The organism is Flagellimonas alginilytica, from assembly GCF_042134605.1.
GTDB classification, from domain to species: domain Bacteria; phylum Bacteroidota; class Bacteroidia; order Flavobacteriales; family Flavobacteriaceae; genus Flagellimonas; species Flagellimonas alginolytica.
Map to the genome: position 1 here is coordinate 2,728,958 of NZ_CP169638.1, position 22,003 is coordinate 2,750,960.

Sequence of the window (22,003 nt, forward strand, 5' to 3'; positions counted from 1 at the left end):
CCAAGTTCACTCAGGAACATTACATATTATTATTCTGGAAAAGGCTACACATCACATCTTAGAAAAGCATCCTTCAACGCTGCAATTTTATCCTCCCATGTCACAATGAATTCTTGAGCCACGTAGCCTGTAAATCCGGTATCATGTATGGCTTTGATAATGGCCGGGTAGTAGAGTTCTTGGGTTTCATCAATTTCGTGCCTGCCAGGAACACCGGCCGTGTGGTAGTGCCCAAAATAGGGGTGGTAGTTTTGTATGCTTCGGATAATATCGCCTTCCTGAATTTGCATGTGGTAGATATCGAACAGCAATTTAAAATTGTCGCTGCCCAAATGTTTGCAAAGCTCCACGCCCCAAAGTGAATTGTCGCACATATAATCTGGATGGTTTACTTGGTTAAAAAGCTCCATCTGAATTATCACGCCGTGTTTTTCCGCCAATGGAATAATTTGTGAAAGCCCATCTACACAATTTTGAAGACCGACGTAGTCGTTCATCCCGTCTCGATTGCCGCTAAAGCAGATTAGGTTGGTATAGCCCGCTTCCGCAACTTTCGGAATCATTTCGGTGTAATTCTTAATAAGCTGTTCGTGATATTTGGGGTTGTTCCATCCCTCCGTTAAACTTATTTCAGCACCGTTGCACATCGAACAGTGAATGTCATATTTTTTTAAAATGGGCCATCTGTCCGGACCAATCAAATCAATTGCATTTACTCCAAGCTCCTTTAAGGTCTTTAAAAAATCTTCAAAGGGAATATCGCTAAAACACCATTCACAAACACTATGGTTTATATTGTGTTTTAACTTAAATGTTTGGGGCAGTACTTGGTCGGAGGTCATGGCCGAACCAGAGGCCAGTCCGGCAGAGCCAACAGCTGCGGTGGCAATAAAATTTCTACGTTTCATTTTTCGGATTTGTTGAGGGAAAGATAGTATTTTAGGCCTATATATGGAAATGCGTCCCGATACAGAACAGCTTTTGGAAATGGCCCATTATAAAATGCCCTTTGGTAAGTACAAAGGGCGATATTTGGTGGATCTGCCTCTTGCCTATTTGGTATGGTTCAGGCAAAAAGGTTTACCCAAAGGTAAACTTGGCGACTACCTTAATACCATGCTGACCATTAAGGATAACAACCTGGAACCCATCATCAGAAAACTGCAAAAAGATTTTCCTAAAGAATCTACCTGATTTTTGTCCCGCAATTAGTAACTTTACGCCCCGTAATAGAATGATCAATATGTCAGAGACCAAGTACATTTTCGTTACGGGAGGCGTTACTTCTTCATTGGGAAAAGGAATTATTGCCGCATCCTTGGCCAAACTACTGCAAGCCAGGGGATACCGAACAACCATCCAAAAATTAGATCCATACATAAATGTTGATCCCGGAACATTGAATCCGTACGAACACGGTGAATGCTATGTTACCGACGATGGGGCCGAAACCGATTTGGACCTTGGGCATTATGAGCGTTTTTTGAACGTGCGCACTTCACAGGCCAACAACGTGACCACAGGAAGGATTTACCAAAGCGTAATCGAAAAAGAACGTAGAGGGGAGTTTTTGGGTAAAACGGTGCAGGTGGTCCCCCACATTACCAACGAGATCAAAGAGCGTATCCAAATTTTGGGGAACAGTGGCGACTACGATATCATTATTACCGAAATAGGAGGTACCGTAGGTGATATTGAATCCCTGCCCTATATTGAGGCAGTTAGGCAATTACTTTGGGAACTGGGAGAGCATAATGGTATAGTGATCCATCTTACTTTGGTGCCATTTTTGTCCGCCGCGGGGGAATTAAAGACCAAACCAACACAGCACTCCGTAAAAACTTTGATGGAAAGTGGAATCAAGGCTGATATTTTGGTGTGCCGTACAGAGCATCATATTTCTGAAGACATCAAGGAGAAATTGGCACTTTTCTGCAATGTTAGAAAAGAGGCCGTAATCCAATCCATAGATGCATCCACTATTTACGATGTACCATTGTTGATGCAAGAAGAAGGCTTGGATACCGTAACATTGGAAAAGTTGGCCCTGCCGAACAATACAGAACCAAATCTTGATCAATGGAAGGAGTTTTTGAACAGACACAAAAATCCAAAGGATAAAGTAGTGATCGGATTGATCGGAAAGTATGTGGAACTTCCCGACTCGTACAAATCCATTCAAGAGGCCTTTATCCATGCAGGTGCCGCCAACGAAGTCAAAGTTGAGGTTAAATCCATTCATTCCGAGCATTTGTCCCCAAGCAATGTAGCTCAAAAGTTAAAAGGATTGGACGGTATTTTGGTAGCTCCAGGTTTTGGGGAACGCGGTATAGAGGGCAAGGTAAAGGCGGTAAGATATGCTAGGGAAAACAATATTCCGTTCTTGGGTATATGTTTGGGAATGCAAATGGCCGTGATCGAATTCGCCCGAACAGTTCTTGGTCTGGAAAAAGCCAATTCTACGGAAATGAACAAGCAAACGCCCGATCCTGTGATCAGTTTAATGGAAGAACAAAAATCCATTACCGATATGGGAGGTACCATGCGTTTGGGAGCTTGGGACTGCCATTTAAAAGAAGGTAGCTTGGTGAAAAGCGTATATGGAACTTCCGATATAGAGGAAAGGCATAGACACCGATATGAATTCAACAACCAATATAAGGAACAATTGGAAGCAGCTGGATTGGTCGCATCCGGGCTCAATCCAAAAACAGGATTGGTGGAAGTTGTGGAAATTCCAACACATCCTTGGTTTGTCGGGGTACAGTATCACCCCGAATATAAGAGTACCGTAGCCAGCCCGCACCCTTTGTTTGTTGGGTTTGTAAAAGCGGTATTGGCCCAAAAACAAAAACAAAACAATGCCAGTTTGGCATAAAACCCGGTTTTGGGCATATATTTGCCATTTGATACACGAACAAAAGATTTCTACTAAATAATATTCATGGAAGAAAAGAAGCTGGATATTAAATCCATTATTGGATTTGTACTGATATTTGGGATACTGGTTTTTATGTTTTACCAAAATCAGCCAACACCAGAAGAGTTGGAAGCTCAAAAAGCGGAACAGGCAAAGATCAAAGCTGAGGCAGCCAAGGTCGAAAATGAAGCTCAAAAAGAGCCGGTGCAAAAAGCCAAGGTAATCGATCTTAACGATTCCATTGCGGTGGCGGATTATAAAAATACAGTTGGCGCATTTGGGTTTACCCAAACGGCAGAAGACATTACTACCTTGGAGAACGAGGTTTTATTGCTGAAAATTTCCAATAAGGGAGGCCAGATCGTAGAGGCCAAAATGAAGGACTATGTGACTTTCGACTCCATACCTGTGTATTTGGTAAAGGATGGGAACGCCAATTTTGCGATAAACTTTAGCAGTTCGGATAATAGATCGCTCAGCACAGCTGATTTGTTCTTTGAGCCATCGCTTACCAAGAGCGGCGAGAACCAGGTCTTGTCCATGAAGGCCAAAGTAGCCAATAATCAATATTTGGAGTATAGGTACGAAATGAAGCCAAACGAGTATTTGGTCGATTTTACCATTAGATCGCAAGGGTTGAGCGGTGTTTTTAACACAAGTAAACCAGTTACCTTGGAATGGGACCTAAAAGGCATACGACATAATAAAAGTGTTATGTACGAGAACCGGTATACCCGATTGACGTACAATCACGATGAAGGTAACATTAGCAAACTTTCGGAAAGTAGCGATTTTGATGAGGAAACTGAGGAGGATGTAAAATGGTTATCGTACCGCCAACACTTTTTTAGCTCTATTTTGGCAACGGACGATCATTTTAAAACCGCAGCTTTAACTTCTACCAATTTGGTCGAGGAAGAAAGCAAGGAAATACTTTTCACCAAATCTTACAGTACAAAAGCGCCTTTGGAATTTAAAGGAGGGGAGTTGTCCCAAAATATGCATTGGTATTATGGGCCAACCGATGTTAAGGTCTTGGATGATTATAAGGATTTGGGACTGGCGGACTCCATACCCTTTGGTTGGGGTATTTTTGGTTGGATCAACCGATATATCTTTACACCGTTCTATACTTTCTTAAGCTCGTTCCTACCGTATGGTATTGCAATTATTATCATGACCATAGTAGTGCGCTTGGCTCTATCTCCGGTGACGTACAAATCTTATTTGTCACAAGCCAAAATGAAGGTATTGAAGCCCGAGATTTCGGAAATCAACGAGAAATACAAGGACAACGCCATGAAAAAGCAGCAAGAGACCATGAAGGTCTATAACAAGGCAGGGGTGAGTCCAATGAGCGGTTGTGTGCCAGCCTTGTTGCAGTTGCCTATTTTCTACTCCTTGTTCATGTTTTTCCCAACTTCTTTTGCATTAAGACAAAAGCCGTTTTTGTGGGCAGAAGACCTTTCTTCTTACGATACCATTTTTGAACTACCTTTTACCATACCGTTTTATGGCGATCACGTGAGTTTGTTCCCAATTTTGGCATCCGTAGCGATTTTCTTTTATATGCAGATGACCACTGGACAGAGTATGCAGATGCAACAGCAACCGGGTATGCCGAACATGAAATTTATTATGTACCTATCACCAATTATGATGTTGTTCTTCTTCAACAACTATGCGAGTGGTTTGAGTTTGTACTATTTCATTTCCAATTTGATTACCATCTTTATTATGTTGGCCATCAAAAACTACATTTTGGACGAGGATAAGATCCATGCCCAGATCCAGGAAAACAAAAAGAAACCTAAAAAGGAGAACAAGTTTCAGCGTAAAATGCGCGAGATGATGGAACAGGCAGAGGAGCAGAAAAAAGCAGGTAGAAGATAAACCTCGGTAGTTTAGTTGACTCTCTTTGACAAATAAAAAAAACTCCCTCAAGAATATCTTGGGGGAGTTTCCATTTATAGGCTTAGTTTGGAAAGATTTGGGACTCCAAAGATGCACGATTATCCACGTTATTAAAATTAAAAGTTGTCAAATAGCCGGTTTCTGTGGGCAGATAATCCTTTGTTGATGTGTCATCGATAAACGGTAAACCTTACTCGATAAAAAGCCCCCTCGATATAGTTCAAGGGGGCTTTTCAGTCAACAATTCATCAAATCAAAAACTAGTTGTTTGTATCGGGGATCAATACAGTGTCCACTGCGTGGATAACACCGTTTATGGCCTGTACATCTACTGCGATTATTCCAATGCCCGTGTTTCCGGCACCGTCGGTAACATCTGCAATATTATCACCGGTACCTGGTAGGTTTATGGTAATGTCATCTCCTTCTAAAGTGGTCGCCATAATGCCATCGGACAAATCTCCAGAACGTACATTGGCAGAGGCTACTACGTGGTGCTGCAGTACGCTGGTCAATAATCCACCATCAATATCTCCCAATTCGTTCCACATATCGTTGCTGTCCAATAGAGCTTGGAAGGCATCGTTGGTCGGAGCAAATACCGTGAATGGCCCAGTCCCGGAAAGTGTGGCAACAAAATCAGGCTGACCCTCTGCGGTCAATGCTGCTTGTAAAGAATCAAAAGTTGGATCGGCCACAGCAAAAGTAACCACTGTTGGGAGGTCAATGACCGCGTCAACTGTATGAATTACTCCATTGCTGGCTACGATATCGGCCATTACAACATTGCTTACGCCGTTCAGGGTTACACCATCATCTGTATTGATATAAAGACTCAGGTTCTCATCGGTATCAAATTCAGCTGCAGTGTTAACATAAGAGTTGGACAAACCTGACGAGAATGCAGCAGCTCCTACAATCACGTGGTTGGACAGGATTGCATTAATATCGTTGGAATTTGGATTGGTAAATGCACCAAATGCATCGTTACCTGGGGCGAATACGGTAAAATCCGTTTCTTCATCAGAAAGCAAATCTGTAAAGGTCGTGTTCCCACCTTCTGTTAGGGCCCCTACCAAAGATGAAAGTCCTGGGTTGGCCACTGCATGGTCAACAATATTTGGTATATCGATTACGGCATCTACAACGTGCACGATTCCGTTCAATGCCTTAACATCCGGCGTTACAACAGAAGATACTCCATTAAAGGTCACACCGTCGGACGTATCGAAGAACAAACTTACATTTTGATCACCAGCTCCTGTAGCTAAAGTACTGGTATACCCGGAACCAAGTCCAGTTAGATCGGTAGAAGTAATTTCTCCACTTATCACGTGGTTTAACAATACGTTGGTGAGTACCTCTACAGGCACGTCCTCCAATGCTGCACCATCCAAGAATGTGGCAAAGGCATCATCGGTCGGGGCCAATACTGTAAATGGGCCATCCCCGCGAAGCACGGTAGGCAAATCTCCGTTGGCGGCACTTAAGGCAGCAACCAAATTCTGCAAGTTTTCGTTGCCGATCGCCAAATCTGTAATTGGCACAAGGATAATGTCTGCCAACTCGTCCAGAATGGCCTGTGGCAATAGAACTTTATCAATAATGTGTACCACACCATTGGACACTTCAACATTGGCAGTGGTTACTTCGGCGTCCACATCGGTAGCGTCACTAATAAATACACCACCAGTAGTGGATACTTGAATAGTTGAGCCTTGTAGGGTGGTTATTGTCTGCCCATCACTCAAGTCTGATGATAGAACGGCAGCATCTGCTACAACGTGATACGTAAGAATCACGGCCAACAGGTCTTGGAGTTGTTGAGAATTAAAATCGTTTAAGGAGTCGAATCCATCCAGTTGGGCCAATAAATCGCTAAAGGCTTGATTGGTCGGGGCAAATACGGTAAATGGTCCTTCACCGCTCAAAGCAGCTACTAAATCGTTGTTGGCACTTTCGTCTGCCTTTTGAAGCGCACTTACCAAAGTACTGAGGTCAGCGGTAGCTTGTGCAGCGTCAACAATGGTTACGGTCGGTTCTACTTCTGGCATTGTTCCCTCGTCGTCGTCCGAGCAGGATACAATGGTCAGCAATAAGAACAGTAAAGATAATCGTGTTAGGGTTTTTAATGCTTTCATGTCGGTGTTTTAAAATTGTTTAATGATTTAAAAATATAGTTAAACAAAATATAAGCAATATTGTTTAACATTTTTGACTAAAAATTTAACAAATTAAGTTTTGAGCTAGCCTGAGATTAGAAATGGGTCAATAGGTGTTATGAGATATTTATCATTTTAAATGACCATCAATTTGTATTTTTGTAGTCTTAAAATTGAAAAATGAAAAAGGTAGTTGTAGGACTTTCTGGAGGGGTGGATTCCAGCGTGACCGCTTACTTGCTCAAAGAGCAGGGATATGATGTTATTGGCCTGTTCATGAAAAACTGGCATGATGACTCGGTGACCATATCCGAGGAGTGTCCGTGGTTGGAGGATAGCAATGATGCATTGATCGTTGCGGAAAAGTTGGGGATTCCTTTTCAGACGGTAGATTTAAGTGTAGAATACAAGGAGCGTATCGTTGATTATATGTTCAATGAATACGAAAAGGGAAGAACTCCAAATCCAGATGTTTTGTGCAATCGTGAAATTAAATTCGATGTGTTCCTTAACATAGCATTGCAGTTGGGTGCCGATTATGTGGCAACAGGTCATTATTGCCGTAAAGGCACCATTAAAAATGAAGACGGTACGGAAACCTACCAATTATTATCGGGCAAGGACCCAAATAAGGATCAATCCTACTTTCTGTGTCAGCTTTCCCAAGAACAATTATCCAAAACATTGTTTCCCATCGGTGACCTTTTAAAACCGGAAGTTCGAAAAATTGCTGCGGAGAAAAACCTTGTAACTGCGGATAAAAAAGATTCCCAAGGACTGTGTTTTATAGGTAAAGTACATCTTCCGGAATTTTTGCAGCAGAAATTGAAGCCCAAAAAAGGTGTTATCGTAGAAGTCCCTGCAGATGCGGCCCAATTTTCTGTTTCAATTCCCGAATTTCAGAACAAGAGGGATAAACTCATTTTCCAAGCCGAAAAGCCCGTCTACTCAAAAACAGATGGCAAAGTAGTCGGCGAGCACCAAGGAGCACATTACTTTACCATAGGCCAACGTAAAGGATTAAATGTAGGGGGAACAAAAGAGCCATTGTTTGTAATAGACACCGATGTGGACAAGAATATAATTTACACCGGTCAGGGCAAATCTCACCCCGGCCTTTATCGAAACACGTTGTTTATTAAGGAGGACGAACTCCATTGGGTACGGCCCGATCTAGCCCTAAAGTTAGATGAGACCATGGAGGTAAAAGCCCGTATCCGATATCGTCAACCCCTACAGCAAGCTACACTATATAAAGTAGAGAATGGATTGTTTGTGGACTTTAAGGATAAACAATCGGCCATTACCGAAGGACAGTTTGCTGCTTGGTATTTGGATGATGAACTAATAGGTTCTGGTGTCATTTCTTGATCGGAAGCCTAAATTTGATTATTTTGTCGGAAAACAGAACACCTGACTTCATGCAACATAGAATCACAGAACTTTTCGGAATAGAATATCCCATTGTACAAGGCGGAATGATTTGGGCCAGTGGTTGGCGTTTGGCCTCTGCCGTGTCCAATGCAGGAGGACTGGGCCTATTGGGCGCCGGGAGCATGTATCCCGAAGTGTTGGAGGAACATATCATAAAGTGCAAAAAAGCGACCGATAAGCCGTTCGGGGTGAATGTGCCCATGTTGTACCCCGATATCGAAAAACTAATGGATATTATTGTCGAGCAAGGAGTAAAGATTGTTTTTACTTCTGCTGGCAACCCTAAAACATGGACCAAGTTTCTTCAAGATAAAGGGATAACCGTTGTTCATGTGGTAAGTAGCGTAAAGTTTGCCCTTAAAGCTCAAGAAGCCGGTGTGGATGCTATTGTGGCCGAAGGTTTTGAAGCTGGAGGGCACAATGGCAGAGACGAGACCACCACCCTTGTTCTTATTCCTTCCGTAAGTGAGAAGATTAATATTCCCCTTATCGCTGCTGGGGGCATTGCCACTGGTAGGGCTATGTTGGCCGCTATGGTTCTGGGTGCCGATGGAGTACAGGTGGGAAGCAGGTTTGTAGCATCGCACGAAGCCTCGTCGCACGAAATGTTCAAACAGATGATTGTACAGGCCAAAGAGGGCGATACCCAACTTACATTAAAGGAGCTGGCACCGGTACGTTTACTAAAAAACAAATTTTACCAGGACATACAGCAGGCCTATGCCAAAGGTGTAAATATGGAGGAATTGAAGGAATTATTGGGGCGGGCCAGAGCCAAAAAAGGAATGTTCGAGGGTGATATGGATGAGGGCGAACTGGAAATAGGCCAAGTCTCCGGACTTATTCATACAATTTCGCCTGCAGCACAGATCGTGGCGGATTTAATGGCTGAATTTAACCAAGCAAAAGCGGAAATGTGCCAGTATTAGAGTTTTAGATACATATTTATAGAAACTTTTAATACATTTATACCGCGCAATGAGAACACTAATCCCCACACTATTCCTTTTTGTGCTCGCTTTACAATGTCATGGGCAAGTGGAGCGGGACAAAGCACTCCATTTTTTGGGAGGTAACCTCTTTGGACTTGCAGGGGCGGGAATCGCCAAACAAGCTTCGGATGGTAATCGGATTTGGACCTTTGTGGGTTCCGTGGCCGGAAGTACATTAATTGGACTTGCAAAAGAAACCGTCGATGCAGGACAAAAAAATAATGGCTGGGATAATGACGATTTGGCGGCGACTATTTTAGGAGGTGTTACCGTTGGTGTAACGATCGACCTATTTTCGAAAAAGGACAATCGGAGAAGATTGCGTGGAAGATATTCACACAGGGACCTTAAAGCACTAATAGGACCAATTCTTAATCCACAAACCCAATTCGTTGTTTTGGAAGGAAAACTGCCAGCATTGCAAACATTGGGTATTACCGGACAAGAACTTTCGGTTAAATAATTCCCCTGGCCTTTATTTCCAGATATTTATTGATGGTGTTCACCGTTAATTCCTCGGGCTTGGTCAAAATGGTCTGAACACCATATTTTTGAAGCTCTTTCTGCATCAACCTTTTTTCTATGGAAAACTTTTCTGCAATCGTTTTATGATAGATTGCTTGGATGTCTTCCGCATCTTCGGCAATAAGCGATTCCAACTCCGTATTTTCAAAGAAAATAACTACCAAAACATGCTTTTTGGCCATGGCCAATAGATATGGCAACTGCCTTTTAAGACCAGAAATATGTTCAAAATTCGTGTACAGCAAGAGCAGACTGCGTTGGTTCACTTTTCGCTTAACATGGGCATACAACATGCCAAAATCGGAATCTGAAAAATCGGTGGAAATGTTGTATAAGCTCTCCATTATGGTGTTGAGGTGGGTGAGCTTCTGCACGGCAGGGACAAAGGTCTCTATTTTTTTGGAGAAGGTGAGCAACCCTGTTTTGTCGTTCCGTTTAAGGGCGACATTGGAAAATGCCAATGAAGAATTAATGGCATAATCCAACAAGCTCAGTCCGTTAAAAGGCATTTTCATCACCCTACCAGTATCTATAATGGAGTAAATGGGCTGTGATCGTTCATCTTGGTACTGATTTACCATTAATTGGTTCTTTTTGGCAGTGGCTTTCCAATTAATGGTCCGTACATCGTCCCCTTTAATGTACTCTTTGATTTGCTCAAACTCTTGGGTATGGCCAATGCGTCTTATTTTTTTAAGCCCAAACTCCGTTAATCGATTGCTAGTGGCCAAAAAGTCGTATTGCTGCATTTGTATGATGGACGGATATACCGGTACCATCTGATCTTTTTGGAACACAAACTTTCTTTTAATTATCCTAAGCGGAGAGGAAGCAAACACAATAAGATTGCCAAACACATATTCTCCGCGCTCAACAGGGCGAAGTAAATATTCAAGCAAATGAGGTTCTCCTTTTATTAATTCGGTTTTGTGTTCAAAATCCCTTTTTTGAAACTGAACAGGTAATTCATCGATTATAGAAACGAATGCCTTAAAAGGAAACTTGGAAGTCAGTTGAACCGCCAGTTTGTTCTGGTCGCTATTGGATAATTTCTGCGGTAGATTTCTTTGGGCTCGAATACCATTTTTTGTAGCATACATTAAATAAAGGTCCAGAATGGACAGGGCCAATAAAAAATATACCAACAACCACGCTATCGGGTAAAGTACAGGAACCCAAAAAGAGATTACAAAACATGCGGATAGAACGGCAATGTACCTAAAGAAGATGTTATGTATGTATAGCGACCGAAAAAATGACATGCCTATCTGGGGATTTCAACGGATTCCATGATCATGGCAATCACATTTTCAGTGGTCATTCCCTCCATTTCTCGCTCTGGGGTTAAAATTACCCTATGATTGAGCACAGGGAGCAATGCTTTTTTTACATCCTCCGGGATTACAAAATCCCGGCCGGAAATAGCGGCAAAGGCCTTAGCGGCCGTTAACGTTGCAATGGATGCTCTGGGAGAAGCGCCCAAATACAAATGTGGATGGGTTCTTGTCAGGTTTATAATATTGGCGATATAATCCAGAATTTTTTGTTCTACGACCACCTCGTGGATGTTCTTTTTAAATTCCAACAGTTTTTTTGGCGACAAAACTGCTTTTATTTGATCTTGTGGTTTTTCGCCCTTACGTTCGTGATGGTTCTTGAGTATTGCAATTTCTTCCTCGACCGAAGGATAGCTTACTTTAATCTTAAAAAGAAAGCGGTCCAGTTGTGCTTCGGGAAGAGCGTAGGTACCCTCTTGTTCAATCGGGTTCTGAGTGGCCAGAACCATAAAAGGCTCGCTCATTTTATAGGTGGTGCCATCAACCGTAGCCTGTCTTTCCTCCATGGTCTCAAAAAGGGCGGCCTGGGTTTTGGCGGGAGCACGGTTTATCTCATCGATCAAAATAATATTCGAAAAAATGGGCCCCTTTTTAAATTCGAACTCCGTGGTCTTGGCATTGAAAACCGAGGTTCCCAGAATATCGCTGGGCATTAGATCGGGGGTAAACTGAATGCGGTTAAACTCTGTTTTGAGGGTTTTTGCAAAAAGCTTGGCGGTAACCGTTTTTGCAATGCCGGGGACACCCTCGATCAAAGCGTGCCCATCCGCCAATATGGATATGATCAGTAGTTCTATAAAATCTTTTTGCCCAACAATTATGGTGGACAACTCCTTTTTTATCTGCTCTACGATATTCCTAAGTTCTTCCAAGGGTACCCTGCTGTTAAAGTCCAAGTCGTTTGTTTCGTTATTTTCCATCAACGTTTGCTTTAAATGCTTGTATTTTATTGTTCAGATTTTGTAATTCTATTTCGGTAATATGGTCTTTGGTTCTCAAATTTACGATCAATCCCATTAAGGACCTTACTTCCTCTTCCGTGGAATTGCCACGTATGGCCAGGTGCTTCAAAAATGTTTCATCCTCCAAATTTTGGGTGGAAACATGCAGTTTGGTCCTTAAGTATTCCAAAAAGTACTCAGTTTTATGTTTTGTGATCAATTGTAACTCTCCTTTTTCAAAGTACATGTCTGCAATGGTCCGTGTAAACGCCAAGGTCTGATTTTTTAGTGGGGGTACCACGGGAATGGCGCGTTGTTTCCGTTTCCCTTCAAAAACAATATAGATCAATGCGCCGATAAGTGCCAGATAGTAAGCCCATTTAAACTCTTTGGTGTTCAGGAAAAGATACATCGGAGAAGTATAGAAGGATTTACCGGATTTGTGGAAGTTGTCCATAAATATTGGCCCTTTCTTGGGAAGATAGGCCAAAAGCCCGGCGGTGTATTCCAAATTGTTATCCTTTAGGATAAAGTAATTGGTAAATGCTTTGGGAAAGGCGCTCAAAACAATTTCTCCCTTACCGAATGATTGTTTTATGGTATTCACATATTTTTTGATGGTTTCCGTGCTATCGCCTTTAGCCTGTACTTCACCTAAAATTGTGGTTCTCAAGGTATCTATTTGATCAAAACCAGTGGTATAATAATCTTTGGTGAATTTGACTTTTGGACTTTGCAATTTTGGGTTGACCAATTGATAATGAAAAATGGGCTCCAATTGTCCACTATTATATACATTTTGAATATCTAAGTTGAGGGTATCCAACAATTTTCTTTCAAAAGAGTTCGACGCCACAAATAGGTGGTTACCCTGTTCTACCCATTCCAATAGGGCATTGAGCTCGGCTTCTTCAAAAGAAACGGATTCATTCACAAAAAAATAGGCGCCTTGTATGGAATCGGTGCGGGTCAACAGTTCAAAAGGCGGTTTTTGTACTTGCTGAATCCTATTTGGAAAGTATGTTTCCATAAGATCGTTCAGTACGTAGGTGCCGTAAGGAATTTTATGATGGGACACGAACGATGGAAACCAATTTACTTTTTTGGGTTTATTGTATTCCATCACAAAAATGATTCCTAGCGCAAGCCCACCTATTACTATATAGATCCATCCTTTTTTAGACATTGTTCAATGCATTTTTTAAGGATTTGAAAATGGTTTCGGCTTTGGTATAGCGTTCCCGATTTAACTCAAACTCGCCGTACCATACATAATCATAAAGAACGGTGGCTCTGCCAAAATCGTCCAACAACGGACTTGTCGATAATTCCTCCAAATAATCATCGTTGGTTTTTTGTTGTTGCCAATCTATCCATTCGTGTTCAGATAATAATTGTAGGATAAACAGGTATTGATATCGAATGGCAAGGCGGTAATTTTTATCGTTCAGGGCATTTTTTATCAACTGCTCAATGTCTGCATTTTTAATAATGTGTTCATCTTCCGACAATGAGACCATGTTGGGGTTCTTATTTTTTTTACCCTTGCCCTGTATGTTCGACCTTACAAAAAAGCGGATTACCAAATACAGGAAAAGGGCAAGAAGCAAATAGGGGAGAATCTCTAAAAACACGGCCAAATAGCCTTCTGCATTGCCTACACCAAAGATCCACTCAAAAAATCTGCGTAAAAGATTGTAGAACCAGTTGATCACATCCGTGAACCAAGTGCTTTCCGTTTTTACCTCTTCATAATTGAATTTTGAATCATTCTTATAGGTATCCAGGTCACTTTTTTGGAACTGTACAGGGGCGATATCCGATTTATCATACTTTACAAGGGTGTCGTTCTGGGCAAAAAGAATTGTCCAAGAAAAAAGTACGAATGATAAGATCAGTAATTTTTGCATCTATTCCTCCGATGATTTTCCCAGGCTTTCGATGCGTTCAAAAGTACCTGTAAAATTTTTCTTTTCGTTTAGGTTGAAAAATATCAAGGAAGTGGCCACCAAAAAAATGATGTTCATTAAGAATTGGACCAAAGTGCTCAGAATATTTAAAATGAGATAAATGGGGTCGTTAAAAACATTCATACTTTCAGCATCCATTTCTCCGGAAAACACCCCCATTTTTATCCACATATAGATTATACTGGGCAAACTAAAAGCATAGGAGGCAATCGCCACGATAATATAGATCACAAAAAGGGTCGCAAATGTGATCCACCAGTTTTCCTTGATCAGGGTAAAACTATATTGATAGGATTCCATGGCATCTTTTTTAAGAAATACCAGAATGGCAAAAGATATGGAAAGAGGAACGGCTAAATATATTCCGGGAATTACGCAAAGAAAGATGCCGATTATTACGGACAGGCCTACTAAAATACCCAAGCCGATTAGCGACCAAAAGGAGCCGTACACCCCTTTATGGATTTCATCGTAGTTTGTAACACCCTTGTTGTTGATGTACGATTTTATGTAATGTAGCACAGTGCCTTGGGCCAGAACGTAGGCTGCAACGGAACTGAACATCAAAGCCGCTACGGCCAAAACCATAATAATGGGCGAGAATGCCGCGCTGGGGGTGCTCCCAAAGGTGCTTAAACTAAAAATGTCGCCTATAGTGTACATGTAGAACCCCATGGAGATCAGCATAACCAAAATATAGGGCCCCACAATTTTTAAGATGGTCCTAAAAAATGTTTTAAACTCGTTTCTAATAAAACCGAAACAGTCCGAAAGAATTTCTCCCAGTTCCCGTTGCTTTTTAAACTCGATATATTTATTGGTTGTTTGCATGTTGGTTTTTTCTATGGATTTGATTTGGATATATAATGTAATAGAATATGATCAATGCTAACGAAGACAGTATAATTAAAATTGCCAACCAGTCCGGCATTTCGGTGTGCCGGGTTACAAACCCTTCCAAGAAGCCGGCCATAATAAAAAAAGGAACGGTGCTCACCATTATTTTAAGGCCATTTTTAACCCCTCTTTTAAACGATTCCAATCGAGTGTAAGTGCCAGGGAATAAGATTCCATTGGCCAAGACCAATCCGGCACAGCCTGCGATAACGATTACTGAAATTTCTATGGTACCGTGGATCCAAATGGTTCTTGCGGATTCCCACAACAATCCTTTCTCGTAGAAAAAGTATTGAAAACTTCCTAACATAATACCGTTCTGCATCATAATATAAAGTGTGCCCACGCCCAAAAAAATCCCAAAGGCAAATGCATATATGGCGACTTTGATGTTGTTTATGGTAATGCCCAAGAACATATTAAAGGCGCCTTGTTCCTTATACACGGCCATAGGGTCGCCTTTTTCAATATTTTCCAGGGTCATGTTTACATAGCCGTTACCTAAAATGGACCGCACAAAGTCACCTTCGTTTGCAGAGGAGAAAGCACCCACAACCGCAAAAAAGGAAAATACCAAGAATGAAATTAGCAATTCCCGATGATGGTTCTTGAACATGGTCGGAAACTCGATTTTCCAAAAATGTACAATACGGTTTCTGGATTCCCGTTTGGTCTTGTAAATTTTCTGATGTGCTTGGGAGGCAAGTGTGTTCAGATAAATCTGCGTGTTGCTGCCCGGGTAAAACGTTTTTGCGTAACTCAGATGATCGGTAATCTCAATGTAAAGATCCGAAAGCTCGTCTGGGTGAAGTTGTCCTTTGTGGAGCAGAGCATTTTCAAAAGCGGCCCATTTATCCTTATTTTGCCTTACAAAAGCGGCCTCGCGCATTAAATCTTTTGGTTTAAAAGTAAAGAAACTAATTTATGGAACAATTTCAAATAGAAACGGCCCAAAATATAACCATCAACCAAAACACGTCCCACTTGGGTGAGCGTATGCTGGCTTATATTATAGATAGCTTTATTATTATGGTGTATTTTATTTTGATGATTGTTTTTTTGGTTTCGTTGGATATTGAGATCGAGGATCAATGGGCTTTCTATTTAATACTCAGTTTACCTGCTTTTTTTTATTATTTACTTTTTGAAACCTTGATGGATGGCAAGACCATAGGTAAGAGTGCCATGAAACTAAGAGTGGTCAAGTTGGATGGCTCCAAACCTAACTTTGGAAATTACTTTGTTCGCTGGGCCCTGCGCATTATAGATGTGAGCCTAACCTCTGGAGGAGCTGCAGTACTCACTATTTTGATCAGGGGTAAAGGCCAGCGTATTGGAGATATAGCCGCGGGAACTACAGTGATCAGTGAAAAAAAGCGCATATCCCTAAAGGATACCCTATTACGTGAATTGCCCGAAGATTATAAACCCACCTTTCCACAAGTAACGGTTTTTAAGGATCAGGAAATGCAGACCATCAAAGAATTGTATGACAAGGCCAAATTGAATGGAAACCATAATATTATTGTTTCTTTGGACCAAAGGATCAAGGAGGTGACGAAGGTACAGACTTCGTTACAACCTATCGAATTTGTGGATGTGGTCATCAAGGATTACAACTATTACACTCAAAAAATGTAAGGATGTTATATCAAACCATTGATATTTTAGGAACCATAGCCTTTGCTATTTCTGGGGTTTTGGTGGCCATGGAAAAACGGTTGGACCTCTTCGGGGTTTTAATTATTGCATTTGTTACGGCCATTGGCGGTGGTACACTTAGGGATTTGCTGATTGGTAATACACCGGTGGGTTGGATGCAGGACCTGACCTATGTAACCACTATTTTTATCTCCGTAGTATTTGCCATTATTTTTGTGAACAAACTTAAGTATTTAAGGCGATCGTTGTTTTTGTTCGATACAATTGGTATCGGACTTTATACCATGGTCGGTGTGGAAAAAGGGTTGGAAGCAGAGTTATTGCCCATTATGTGTGTTTTTCTCGGTACTATGACGGCCTGTTTTGGTGGCGTAACCCGTGACATCCTTTGCAATGAGATTCCCGTTATTTTTAGAAAGGAGATTTATGCCACGGCCTGTATTTTAGGCGGTGCCAGTTATTTCTTGTTTTCCCAGTTCCCGATAAAGGACAGCTACGCTTACATTGCTGCGATTTTGGTTGTGATAATTATTCGCTTGATCGCGGTTGTTTTTGGAGTTAGCTTACCGAGTATCTACAAGAAAGCAGCTTAAAAGATCGTCCCTAACTTTTTAAGAATTTGAATTAATGCTTTTTTAGTGGCATTAACCGTGTCTTAATCTTTTTTACGTTTTTGTTAGTCCTTATAAGGGTTATATAGTTCTACATTGCATATAGAGCAAACTAAATAACCGATTATTCAATGAGGACATCACGATCACTTAAAATTTTCATGTTCATACTGGTTTCCATTATGGGATTCCATCAATTAATGGCACAGGGATGCGTTGCGATTAGGCATTTCTCATCTTGTGTTGGAAACACTTTGGAAAACAATTTGTTAGGTCCGGGCGACATACAGGTTGGTAGTAACTATAGGTATTTTAAATCTTTTCGACACTTTAGGGGCACGGAAGAAGAACCTGATAGGGTTTCCAATGAAACAGAGGTTATCAACCATTCGCATTCCTGGGATTTCTTTTTAACCTATGGTATATCGGATAGGTGGTATGCCAGTATAACGATCCCTACCGTAATAAATACCAGATCGTCCTTGTACGAACATGGTCGAGAAGAGCGCAACACCACATTTTCCAGGGGTTTGGCGGACATTAGAGCAGGTGTGGGCTTTTGGCTGTTTGATCTCGAAAAAAATCAAAATGGAAATTTGGCATTGGGATTGGGTGTAAAGTTGCCTACCGGCAACTACAACGCATCCGATATTTTTTACAACGTGGGACCCAACGATGGGCCACAGGTGAGACCTGTTGATCAAAGTATACAGCCGGGAGATGGTGGTTTTGGAATAACGTTGGATTTTCAGTTTTATCGAAAGATCGGAGAAGGTTTTTTTGCCTATGGGGGTGGTTTTTATCTTTTAAACCCAAGAGAGACCAACGGAACAAGAACTTTTAGGGAAACTTTAAGTCCTATTCTGCAAAATGAAGCAATTATGGCTGTTCCAGATCAATTCTCTGTCCGTGCAGGGGTCAGTCATCTTATAAGTTCCTCCATTTCAGCTTCATTGGGAGCAAGGTATGAAGGCGTTCCGGTAAAAGACCTTATTGGAGGCAACGCGGGTTTTAGAAGGCCGGGAAACGTACTTTCCATTGATCCCGGTATAGCATTTATTAAAGATAACTTTTCATTGAACCTTAATGTTCCGTTCGCAGTGAGAAGAGAGCGTCCCCAAAGTGTGACCGACCTTCAAACACAAGAAGTTACAGGGGAGCCCAGAGCGGGAGATGCTGCTTTTGCGGATTATTTGATCAATGTGGGAGTGTCCTACAGATTCTCCCAAAACAGGGTAAAGGTAAATCCTGAACTAATGAATGAATTCAAGAATTAAATCCCGATCTTTTGAAAATATCGTTTAAAGAAAAATTGCTCGTTGTTTCGGTAGGTCTGATATATTGTTGGTTTGGTGGGTTAAAGTTTTTTCCAAATCTAAGTCCTGCCGAAGATTTGGCAAAGAACACCATACATCAGCTTACTTTGGGCCTAATACCGGATCAAGTCTCCATTCTGATTTTGGCCATTGGCGAGGTTACCTTGGGTATTTTATTGATTGTTGGTTTTATGCGCCAACAAGCTGTAGTTCTATCGTTGATTCATATGGCCTGTACATTTTTGCCTCTTTTCTTTTTTCCTGGGGAAGTTTTTGGTGAAGAGCCGTTATCGCTCACCTTGCTCGGTCAGTACATCTTAAAAAACCTGATCATTGTGGCTGCCCTTGTTTCGGTTTATGAAAAAAAGACAACAACGGCCAGAAGAATTTTGGAAAAAGAAGTTCCAAAACAAAGTTTGGTGACCAATGTATGGGTTACAATAAGTAGTTACAAATAAATTTATAATACTTCGGCTTTCAGAATATAAATGTTCTGCCAAGGCCAATCCCCATCACCGACCGGAACATTGTTAATGGCATCCACAACATCCATTCCTTCCACCACACGGCCAAATGGAGTGTAAGATCCATCAAGGTGGTAGGACCCAGGGTTTGTTACCACTATAAAAAATTCGTAGGGCGAAGCCAGTTTGTGTGGGTTGTCCCTTTCGCTACTGGGCATGGAAATTGTGCCCCTATGGTGCTTGTGCCCTTTTTTGGCATCGGGCGGTAGTAAATATCTACCGATTTTACCACGTTTCTTAGCAGTACGCTTATCGTCCGAATTGCCCCCTTGAATTATAAAGTCCTTGACCACTCTATGGAATTGTGTACTATCAAAATAATGTTGCTTTGCCAAATAGATAAAATTTGCCTTATGGTATGGAACATTGTCATACAGTTCTACAGTAAAACTTCCCATGGTCGTGGTAATCTTTACCCTGTTCTTTTTTAAGGTCTTGGCATAGTTAAAAAAGAAATCGATGGCATTTTCCTCCGTTAGCTTGAACGGTTCTTTCTCTTCTTCGACTTTTAGGGAATCCACTGGAGCCTGTGCAAGGCTATCCGTATTTGCAATATTTTCCTGAACTTTGTTGTTTTCTTTTTTTGGTGATTCTCCGCATGAAGCGAGTAAAAGAAATAATAAACTTGTGATTAAAGCCGATTGTCTCAACAGCATGGATTTTAATGAATTTTATCAACTTGCTCTAAAATTAAAAAATCTCCCACTTCCGGGAACGGATTCTCACAATAAAATGTCTCCGGACCTTCGGATTCAGTGGTTAAAACAGAACAAGGTGGAAGATGTAAACCCCAAAAGGGCAGGGGTTATGGCTTTGTTCTATCCGGATGTTGATCAAGAGACCAGGCTTCTTTTAATTCTTAGGAAAGTGTATAAAGGGGTACATTCCAACCAGATCGGATTCCCGGGTGGAAAAGTGGAAATGATTGATAAAGACTTAAGGGATACCGCTCTTCGGGAAACACACGAAGAAGTGGGTGTGCCTCCAAAAGAGATAGAAGTGATCAAGGGATTAAGCGAAGTGTACATACCACCGAGCAATTTTTTGGTAAAACCATATATTGGAGTTTACCCGCAGCCCAAGCCATTTGTAAAGGAAGAGAAAGAAGTAGAGAGTCTGGTAGAGGTCTATTTAAAGGATTTTATGGACGATTCCAACCATATTCAAGAAATATTGAGCACATCCTATGCAAAAAATATCAATGTACCGGCCTTTAAGTTAAACGGTTACACGGTTTGGGGGGCTACCGCCATGATGTTGAGCGAGATCAAAGAACTTTTACGGCAAGTGCTTTAATCGCTATTTTGTAAATTTGCAATCTAATCAACACAGCACATGGGGCTATTCAAGAAGAACCCTTTTGGACATATCTTATTTTTAAAACGATGGTTGATTCGTATCGCTGGTATGATGACGCATCAGCGTTATAAGGGATTTAACACACTTGAAATCGAAGGATCACAGGTGATTCGTGAACTTCCTGAGAACAATGTACTTTTTGTAAGCAACCATCAAACATATTTTGCCGATGTGGTGGCTATGTTCCATGTTTTTAATGCCAGTTTAAAGGGCAGGGACGATTCCATTAAAAATTTGGGCTATTTATGGAACCCCAAACTCAACATTTATTATGTTGCGGCCAAGGAGACCATGAAAAAGAGTCTCTTGACCAAAATTTTGGCCTACGCAGGCTCCATTAGTATTGAAAGGACTTGGAGAGCGGATGGACAAGATGTGAACCGGCAAGTAAAATTCAGCGACATTTCCAATATCGGGAAAGCGCTGGACGACGGATGGGTAATAACCTTTCCGCAGGGGACCACTACGCCTTGGAAACCTTTGCGCAAAGGAACGGCGCATATTATTAAAAAGTACAGACCCATCGTGGTGCCCGTTGTTATAGATGGTTTTCGTAGGTCTTTTGATAAAAAAGGCCTTCGTGTTAAAAAGAAGGGGATTTTACAGTCCATGCAAATTAAAGAACCTTTGGATATTGATTACGATAACGAATCCATTGCTTCCATTTTGGAAAAATTGGAGTACGCGATAGAGCAACACCCATCATTCCTTAAAGTAATTCCACAAAAAGAGCTTTTGGCCTACGAAGAGGAAAATCAAAAAAGACGTTACAGTTACAAGGGCAAACTGGAAAGTTAGACTTCCAAACGTTTGAGGTCGTTGTAGTTTCTGCGAAGCCTTTTTAATAAAATTCCATAGAGCAGTTTGTAAAACAGCCAGATCAAAAATAGGATTATGGCGGTGAAAACCACGGAAATACCGATTACCATGGCCCAAAATGCCATAGTGTTCCCATCCTGTGAGGCAGCCTCGATAATTTTTTTGCCTTCGGGCCCATAAATAAGTACGCCGTACATATTTATGATTAGATAAGTAGTGAAAATGATGAGGTTGAACCAAACATATTGGGTAACGGTTCGTTTTACTTTTAATATGGTTTTCATCAAATTACGGGACGAATCCGTAAAGGATATCTTTTTGTAATTGTTGTAGAACTTAAGTATAAAATATAGGATTATACCGTAGTTGACCACGTTTAGAACCATAATCACTTTATGAATGTGCATGGCTTTGAGCTCCTCCATGGTCTCCGGTCCGCTAAAAACAATATTGATTCCGGCCCAGAACACAAACTCGATAATGCTGATATAGAAAATCCACTTAACTATGGAGGAGGATTTTTTCTTGATCATCGGATATATCTGCTCATAGGACAACTTGGGAAGGTTCGCTTCCCGTTTTTGCCAATCTTTTTTTAACAGCTCCAGTTCATCCAACAT

The 22,003-nt window shown here is 41.3% G+C and carries 22 protein-coding genes; 12 read left to right on the forward strand and 10 right to left on the reverse strand.

The features are described 5' to 3' along the window. Positions 1–44: 44 nt before the first annotated feature. Positions 45–908 (reverse strand): TIM barrel protein, encoded by an 864-nt coding sequence (locus tag ABTP35_RS12170; protein WP_293296003.1) that lies wholly within the window; start codon positions 906–908, stop codon positions 45–47. Between the two features lie 43 nt (positions 909–951). Between ABTP35_RS12170 and ABTP35_RS12175 the strand changes: the two genes are divergently transcribed. From ABTP35_RS12175 to yidC, 3 genes are all read left to right on the forward strand, one after another. Continuing rightward, positions 952–1,194, forward strand: coding sequence for a DUF3820 family protein (locus ABTP35_RS12175; RefSeq protein ID WP_293296001.1), 243 nt, complete (start codon positions 952–954; stop codon positions 1,192–1,194). Between the two features lie 49 nt (positions 1,195–1,243). Next, on the forward strand, positions 1,244–2,878 hold the full coding sequence (locus tag ABTP35_RS12180) for a CTP synthase (RefSeq protein WP_224836474.1): 1,635 nt from the start codon (positions 1,244–1,246) through the stop codon (positions 2,876–2,878). Between the two features lie 66 nt (positions 2,879–2,944). Further along, positions 2,945–4,813 carry a membrane protein insertase YidC gene (yidC, locus tag ABTP35_RS12185; RefSeq protein WP_293295999.1) on the forward strand — a complete coding sequence of 623 codons (1,869 nt, stop codon included), beginning with the start codon at positions 2,945–2,947 and terminating at the stop codon, positions 4,811–4,813. A 281-nt stretch (positions 4,814–5,094) separates the two neighbouring features. Here yidC and ABTP35_RS12190 read toward each other — a convergent pair whose 3' ends face one another. Beyond that, a complete protein-coding gene (locus tag ABTP35_RS12190; RefSeq protein WP_293295998.1) occupies positions 5,095–6,975 on the reverse strand; it encodes a fasciclin domain-containing protein in 1,881 nt (626 codons plus the stop codon). 201 nt (positions 6,976–7,176) lie between these two features. On the opposite strand from ABTP35_RS12190, the gene mnmA reads away from it, so the two are divergent. Genes mnmA through ABTP35_RS12205 form a run of 3 tightly spaced genes read left to right on the forward strand, consistent with a single transcriptional unit; the run spans position 7,177 to position 9,885 of the window. Continuing rightward, positions 7,177–8,367: a tRNA 2-thiouridine(34) synthase MnmA gene (gene mnmA / locus ABTP35_RS12195; protein WP_293295996.1), complete on the forward strand. Its 1,191-nt coding sequence runs from the start codon at positions 7,177–7,179 to the stop codon at positions 8,365–8,367. Between the two features lie 50 nt (positions 8,368–8,417). Continuing rightward, a complete protein-coding gene (locus ABTP35_RS12200; RefSeq protein ID WP_293295994.1) occupies positions 8,418–9,359 on the forward strand; it encodes a DUF561 domain-containing protein in 942 nt (313 codons plus the stop codon). Between the two features lie 49 nt (positions 9,360–9,408). Further along, positions 9,409–9,885, forward strand: a complete 477-nt coding sequence (locus ABTP35_RS12205) for a hypothetical protein (protein WP_293295992.1) — start codon at positions 9,409–9,411, stop codon at positions 9,883–9,885. On the opposite strand, the gene ABTP35_RS12210 is transcribed toward ABTP35_RS12205, so the two are convergent. Genes ABTP35_RS12210 through ABTP35_RS12235 form a run of 6 tightly spaced genes read right to left on the reverse strand, consistent with a single transcriptional unit; the run spans position 9,878 to position 15,981 of the window. Next, on the reverse strand, positions 9,878–11,209 hold the full coding sequence (locus ABTP35_RS12210; RefSeq protein ID WP_293295990.1) for a DUF58 domain-containing protein: 1,332 nt from the start codon (positions 11,207–11,209) through the stop codon (positions 9,878–9,880). The genes ABTP35_RS12205 and ABTP35_RS12210 overlap by 8 nt on opposite strands. 2 nt (positions 11,210–11,211) lie before the next feature. Beyond that, entirely contained in the window at positions 11,212–12,204 is a 993-nt protein-coding gene (locus ABTP35_RS12215) for a MoxR family ATPase (RefSeq protein WP_293295988.1), read from the reverse strand. After that, a complete protein-coding gene (locus ABTP35_RS12220; protein WP_293295987.1) occupies positions 12,194–13,411 on the reverse strand; it encodes a DUF4350 domain-containing protein in 1,218 nt (405 codons plus the stop codon). The genes ABTP35_RS12215 and ABTP35_RS12220 overlap by 11 nt, the downstream gene beginning before the upstream one ends. After that, complete coding sequence (locus ABTP35_RS12225; RefSeq protein ID WP_293295985.1) at positions 13,404–14,135, reverse strand: DUF4129 domain-containing protein; 732 nt, start codon at positions 14,133–14,135, stop codon at positions 13,404–13,406. The genes ABTP35_RS12220 and ABTP35_RS12225 overlap by 8 nt, the downstream gene beginning before the upstream one ends. Continuing rightward, a complete protein-coding gene (locus ABTP35_RS12230; RefSeq protein ID WP_293295984.1) occupies positions 14,136–15,026 on the reverse strand; it encodes a hypothetical protein in 891 nt (296 codons plus the stop codon). Beyond that, entirely contained in the window at positions 15,010–15,981 is a 972-nt protein-coding gene (locus ABTP35_RS12235) for a stage II sporulation protein M (protein ID WP_224836485.1), read from the reverse strand. Before ABTP35_RS12235 ends, ABTP35_RS12230 begins: the two co-directional genes overlap by 17 nt. 35 nt (positions 15,982–16,016) lie before the next feature. Here ABTP35_RS12235 and ABTP35_RS12240 point away from each other — a divergent pair, with 35 nt between their 5' ends. From ABTP35_RS12240 to ABTP35_RS12255, 4 genes are all read left to right on the forward strand, one after another. Next, complete coding sequence (locus ABTP35_RS12240) at positions 16,017–16,733, forward strand: RDD family protein (RefSeq protein WP_224836486.1); 717 nt, start codon at positions 16,017–16,019, stop codon at positions 16,731–16,733. A gap of 2 nt (positions 16,734–16,735) precedes the next feature. Continuing rightward, entirely contained in the window at positions 16,736–17,347 is a 612-nt protein-coding gene (locus ABTP35_RS12245) for a trimeric intracellular cation channel family protein (RefSeq protein ID WP_224836487.1), read from the forward strand. Between the two features lie 179 nt (positions 17,348–17,526). Continuing rightward, positions 17,527–18,642: a hypothetical protein gene (locus tag ABTP35_RS12250; protein WP_293295982.1), complete on the forward strand. Its 1,116-nt coding sequence runs from the start codon at positions 17,527–17,529 to the stop codon at positions 18,640–18,642. A gap of 11 nt (positions 18,643–18,653) precedes the next feature. Continuing rightward, on the forward strand, positions 18,654–19,139 hold the full coding sequence (locus ABTP35_RS12255) for a hypothetical protein (protein WP_293295980.1): 486 nt from the start codon (positions 18,654–18,656) through the stop codon (positions 19,137–19,139). 2 nt (positions 19,140–19,141) lie between these two features. Here ABTP35_RS12255 and ABTP35_RS12260 read toward each other — a convergent pair whose 3' ends face one another. Continuing rightward, on the reverse strand, positions 19,142–19,861 hold the full coding sequence (locus ABTP35_RS12260) for a peptidylprolyl isomerase (RefSeq protein WP_293295979.1): 720 nt from the start codon (positions 19,859–19,861) through the stop codon (positions 19,142–19,144). Between ABTP35_RS12260 and ABTP35_RS12265 the strand changes: the two genes are divergently transcribed. Both ABTP35_RS12265 and ABTP35_RS12270 read left to right on the forward strand, forming a co-directional pair. Continuing rightward, positions 19,860–20,501: a CoA pyrophosphatase gene (locus tag ABTP35_RS12265; protein ID WP_293295977.1), complete on the forward strand. Its 642-nt coding sequence runs from the start codon at positions 19,860–19,862 to the stop codon at positions 20,499–20,501. The two genes, ABTP35_RS12260 and ABTP35_RS12265, sit on opposite strands and share 2 nt — an antisense overlap. Before the next feature lie 39 nt (positions 20,502–20,540). Then, complete coding sequence (locus ABTP35_RS12270) at positions 20,541–21,362, forward strand: 1-acyl-sn-glycerol-3-phosphate acyltransferase (RefSeq protein ID WP_224836492.1); 822 nt, start codon at positions 20,541–20,543, stop codon at positions 21,360–21,362. Here the strand turns inward: ABTP35_RS12270 and ABTP35_RS12275 are convergent. Next, positions 21,359–22,003, reverse strand: coding sequence for a hypothetical protein (locus tag ABTP35_RS12275; protein ID WP_293295975.1), 645 nt, complete (start codon positions 22,001–22,003; stop codon positions 21,359–21,361). The genes ABTP35_RS12270 and ABTP35_RS12275 overlap by 4 nt on opposite strands.